Source organism: Streptomyces sp. HSW2009 (assembly GCF_040240285.1).
Lineage (GTDB): Bacteria > Actinomycetota > Actinomycetes > Streptomycetales > Streptomycetaceae > Streptomyces.
Genome location: NZ_JBEHZD010000546.1, coordinates 1 through 5,006, shown reverse-complemented (window position 1 = coordinate 5,006; position 5,006 = coordinate 1). Strand labels below are relative to the sequence as shown.

Here is a 5,006-nt window from a genome sequence, read left to right as displayed (position 1 = left end):
CGGGGGGGGGCGGGGGGGGGGCGTCCGCGGTGGGGCCGCCTCGCCACTGTTTTACCCGGGGGGGGCGGGGGGGGGGGCCCCGGGGGGGCGGGGGGGGGGGGGCCCCGCCGCGGGCGCTGCGCGCCTCCTTGCGGGCCGGGTCGCCCTCTTCGAGGATCACCCGCACCGGCAGGATGTTCACCTCGGGCGCGACCCCGACCACGCCGTCGCTGCCGTCGAGACCATGGCCTCGACCTGCGATGATCCCGGCCATCGCGGTGCCGTGCCGGGCCCAGGAGGAGTCGCCGCGCTGTGCGCCGAAGCCGATCATGTCCTTGCCCGGCAGCACCTGCCCCTGGAGGTCGGGGTGCTGGTCGTCCACGCCGGTGTCGAGCACGGCGACCGTGACGCCCGCGCCCTTGGTGGTGCGCCAGGCGTCCGGGGCGTGGATGGCGTCCAGCGCCCACTCCTGGGACCTGATGCCGTCGGCGTGGGCGACGGGCGCGGACGGCAGCAGCGCGACGGCCCCGAGCGCGGCGACGGCGGCGAGGAACCGGCGGCCCCTCACGTGCCGCGGGCGGGGGCCGTGGCGGTGGTCGATGCGGTGGCCACGGCGATCGGTGCGCCGGCCGTCGCGATCGGTGCGCCGGCCGTGGCGGTCTGCGGTGGCGGGCGCCTGCGGTGCGGCGGGCCGCTGCGGGGCGGATCGCCCGCCGCTTCGGTCTCCGCTGCCGGCTTCCGGTACTGCTGTGCTGGTCATCGGGGCTCCGTCGCGGCGTCCACGGCCTTGCGGAACGCGCGTTCCACGCCGGCAGCGACGCCCTTCGCGTCGTGTCCGAGGCCCGCCTGGGCCGGTCCTGTGGTCGCCCCGCGGGCCGTGGCGCGGGCCGCGGGCTCGGGGCGGTCGATGCTGCGGCCGTCGGCGAAGCCGGTCACCGCGTACGCGATCACCGGCAGGTCGCCGGCCACGCTGATCCGCCAACTGGCCCGCTGCGCGTCGCCGAAGTGGGCGGCTGCGGTGCCCTTGGCCGCGTACGGCCTGGGCAGCAGGTCGGTGCGCAGGTCGAGCCGTTCGGCGTCGAACCGGCCGCGCAGCGCCCGCATCCCCGCCGCGTCGGACCGCGTGATGACCAGACCGACCGTGGTGACGCTGGTGCTGGTGGCGTCGGTGTACGTGGCGCGCAGCAGGCGCTGGCAGCCCACCGGGGAGAGCGCGGTGGCCAGCAGCGGGTCAAAGGCCCCGTCGCACCGGCCGTCCGGGGCGACGGCGATCCGGGTCCAGGTGCGGTCGGCGCCGCCCGGACCGGCTTCGGGGCCGGTCAGGGTGGGCGGGAACAGTGCGTCGACGGGGACGCTGCGCCACAGCGAACGCGCCTGCTGGAAGGCGTCGGTCGACCGGTCACGGTCGCCGTCGTCCCGCAGCCAACTCCCTAACACCGCGCCGACCAGCAGTCCCACGCCGAGCACGGCACACCCGACGGCGGCCACGGCACGCGCCCAGCCGCGGCCCCGCCGAGGGGGTCGTACGGGCCCTGCGGCCACCGCACCGTGCGCCAGCAGGTCGGCCACGAGCCCGGCCACCGGATCGCGCCCGGGCACCGGCGCCATCGCTGCCGCGAGCCCCGCGCCACTGTCCAACGCCTCGGCCGCATGTTCCTCGCCGGGGGTGCGGCCCGGGAGGGGCGGGGCGGGGGGTACGTCGCGACCGACCGGCACGGCGGGCGGAGGTGGGCCGGCGGGCCGGGGTGGGGGCGGAGCCACCGGCCCCGAGGCAGTCGCGGTTGGCGGAGCCACCGGAGCCGGGGCGTTCACGGTTGGCGGGACCGCCGGGGCGGAAGGGCCCGGCCCCAGCGCGGTCGCGGGTGGTGGGCCCGCCGGAGTCGGGGCGGTCGCGGGCCGCGGGCCCGCCGGAGTCTGCGGATTCCGCAGCAGGTGCGGTACGTGTGGCGCGGCCGGGCGCCCCCGCCCGGGACCCGCAGCAGATGGGGGGGGGGGGGGTGCGGGCGGGCGGGTGGGGGGGGGGGCGGGGGCGGGGGGCCGGGGGGGGTGGGGGGGGGCCGCGGCCGGGGGGGGGGGGGGGGGGCGGCCGGGCGCCCCGGCCGGGAACCGTCAGCAGATGGGGCGGGGTGGGATGCGGGTGGGCGGCCCGGGGGGACGAGGGGGCGCGGGGGTGTCACGAGGGGGCCGCCGATCGGCACGGGCGGCGCCGTGGCGGATGCCGCCGCAGCGCTGGAGACCACGCCCGGCGCGCCGCCGACGCCGCGCGAAGCGCCCTGACCGGGAGGGCCCTGGACGGCGGGGCCACGCGGGGGCGGGGCGTCGGCGCCGCTCAGGGCGGACGGGCGGCCCAGGGCTGGCGGGCCGCTCGGGGCGTCGGTACCGCTTGGGCCTGGCGTCCCCGGGGCGAGCCCCGGTGGCTCGGGTGGCGGCGGGGAGGGAGGTGGTGGTGCGGGCCGGGAGGCGCTTGCTCGCTCCGCGTCGGCGCCCACCTGCACCCCTCGCCCCCTTCGACCCTGTTCCGGCCCGGGCCGGCCGATCGCCTTTCGGGACAGGCCGGTTCGTATGTGGACAGCACGCCGCTGACCTGCCGGTCATGGCATGCGCGACACTCTACGGTGCAGCGGGCACGGTTCGCACCGGGCGCTCGACTACCCAGCGGTAATGACCTCTGGCAAGCTGCCCCCATGTCCTATCCGAGCATCGAGCGGGCCCGTCTGAATCGCGCCACCGCCCATCTTGACGCTCCGTTCGCGGTGGTCGACCTCCAGGCGTTCGACGCCAATGCGCGGGACCTGGTGCGCCGCGCGCGGGGCAAGCCGATCCGGGTGGCGAGCAAGTCGGTGCGGTGCCGTGCGCTGTTGGCGCGGGCGCTGCGGCAGGACGGCTTCGCCGGCGTCCTGAGCTTCACGCTCGCCGAGTCGCTGTGGCTGGCCCGGTGCGGGTTCGAGGACGTCCTGTTGGCGTATCCGTCGGCGGACCGGGCCGGGTACGCGGAGCTGACCGGCGACCGCGACCTGGCCGCAGCGGTGACCGTGATGGTCGACGACCCGGCCCAACTCGACGCCGTGGACGCCGCACGGACGGGCGCCGAAGAGGTCCGGGTCTGCCTGGATTTCGACACCTCGCTGCGGCTGCCCGGCGGTGTGCTGCGGATCGGCGCGCGACGCTCCCCGCTGCACTCCCCCGCCCAACTGATCGAGCTCGCCCGGACGGTCGTGGCCAGGCCGGGGTTCCGGCTGGTGGGTCTCATGGCGTACGAGGGGCACATCGCGGGCGTCGGCGACGCGGTGCCGGGGCGGCCCGTGCACTCCCGGGTGGTCCGGCTGGTGCAGTCCGCCGCGCGGCGTGAACTCGCCGGCCGGCGGGCGGCTGCCGTACGGGCCGTGCGGCAGATCGCCGACCTGGAGTTCGTCAACGGCGGCGGGACGGGCAGCGTGCAGTTCACGGCCGCGGAGCCGGCGGTGACCGAGCTCGCCGCGGGGTCGGGGCTCTACCTGCCGCAGCTCTTCGACCACTATTCGTCCTTCCGCGGCCACCCGGCCGCCCTGTTCGCCCTGCCGGTGGTGCGCCGCCCGGGGCCCGGCGTGGTGACGGTGCGCGGCGGCGGCTACCCGGCGTCAGGCGTCGCCGGCCAGGACCGGCTGCCGGTGCCGTACCTGCCGGCCGGGCTGCGCTACGACGCGTACGCGGGGGCCGGCGTGGTGCAGACGCCGCTGCTCGGCGCGGCGGCCGACGGGCTGCGGATCGGGGACCCGGTGTGGTTCCGGCACGCCAAGGCCGGGGAGCTGTGCGAGCGGTTCGACGCGGTGCAGTTGCTCGACGGCGAGCGGGTGGTGGACGTGGTGCCGACCTATCGCGGGGAAGGGAAAACGTTCCTCTAGGGGGCTGCTGCCGGGGACTCCGCCCGGTCGGCGGCTTCCCCGGTCGGAGCTCCCTCGTTGGCGCTTCCCTCGTTGGAACTTCCCGGGGCGTTCGTACGGGCGCTCTCGTAAGTGCTCCGTCGCCCGCTCCGCCGGGAGGTTCCCCGGCCGCTGTGCCGGGGCCGGCCGATCGGGGCGCGGCAGCGTCGCCGTACGCCGCGGTGGCTGGTCGGGGTACGGCGCCCCCCCCCCCCCCCCCCGGGGCCCCCCGCGGCCCCCCCCCCCCCCCCCCCCCCCCGCGGCCGGCGGGCGCGGGGGGGCCGCGCGTGGGGGGGGGGGCCGGGGGGCGGGGCGGCGGGGGGGGGGGGGGGGGGCGGGCGCGCCCGCGGCACCGCGCGGGCGCGCCCGGCTCAGACGCCCTCGCCGACCCCGGCCGTCGGCTCGATGCCGCTGGTGATGATGTCCATGTCGGCCAGCGACGGCGCCGCGGGGTTCACGTCGAAGCCGAACCGCACGATGACCAGTTCGCTGCCGCCCGCGCCCTGGCCCGGCTTGGGGAAGACCAGCGACTGCACGTGCGCGTCAAGGCCCGACTTGGTGTCCACCTTCCAGCGCACCAGGTAGCCGGCCTGGCCGGCTACGGTCACCGGCTCGGCCTTGGCCTCCTGGTGGCCGTCGAGCCCGCCGTACGGGTTCTGCGCGCCCTGCTGGCCGGTGCCGTAGGACTCCTCGGCGTTGCGCGCGATGTCCTCGCGGGCGACGCCCTCGGCGGTGGTGGCCCGGTAGCCCCGGCCGGTGGCGCCGAAGGAGAACACGCCGCCGCGTACGCACTTGATCGAGGCCGCGCGGGGGCAGTCGTAGCGCGTGGTGGTGATGCCGATGCCGTTCGCGTTCGGCGGGTTGGCCGTCCAGCCGTCGAGCACCGGCACGCTGATGGAGTTCGCCGCGTCGACGGTCCGCTGGAAGGGGTCGTCCGGATCGCCGGACGGGGGCGTGCTGGGCGTCGGATCGCCGCCCGTGTCGCCGCTGCCGCCGCTGCTGCCCTTCGGCACGTCGAGCGTGGGGGTCGGGCCGGCCTGGTCCCCGTCGCCGTCGCCGTCGTCCTGGAGGATCACCACGCCGGCGACGATGGCGGCGACCACGATCGCGCCCACGACGGCGACCACG

The 5,006-nt window shown here is 78.1% G+C and carries 4 protein-coding genes; 1 reads left to right on the top strand and 3 read right to left on the bottom strand.

From position 1 onward, the window contains the following. Positions 1 to 739 (bottom strand): S8 family serine peptidase (locus tag AAHZ94_RS28295; protein WP_349996390.1); only part of this gene is annotated, 739 nt, incomplete at its 3' end. Further along, complete coding sequence (locus tag AAHZ94_RS28290) at positions 736 to 1,695, bottom strand: hypothetical protein (protein ID WP_349996388.1); 960 nt, start codon at positions 1,693 to 1,695, stop codon at positions 736 to 738. The genes AAHZ94_RS28295 and AAHZ94_RS28290, both read right to left, overlap by 4 nt. 968 nt (positions 1,696 to 2,663) lie before the next feature. Here AAHZ94_RS28290 and AAHZ94_RS28285 point away from each other — a divergent pair. Beyond that, complete coding sequence (locus AAHZ94_RS28285; protein ID WP_349996386.1) at positions 2,664 to 3,860, top strand: amino acid deaminase/aldolase; 1,197 nt, start codon at positions 2,664 to 2,666, stop codon at positions 3,858 to 3,860. 389 nt (positions 3,861 to 4,249) lie between these two features. Here the strand turns inward: AAHZ94_RS28285 and AAHZ94_RS28280 are convergent. Next, positions 4,250 to 5,006: hypothetical protein (locus tag AAHZ94_RS28280; RefSeq protein WP_349996385.1), on the bottom strand; the 757-nt coding region annotated here is incomplete at its 5' end.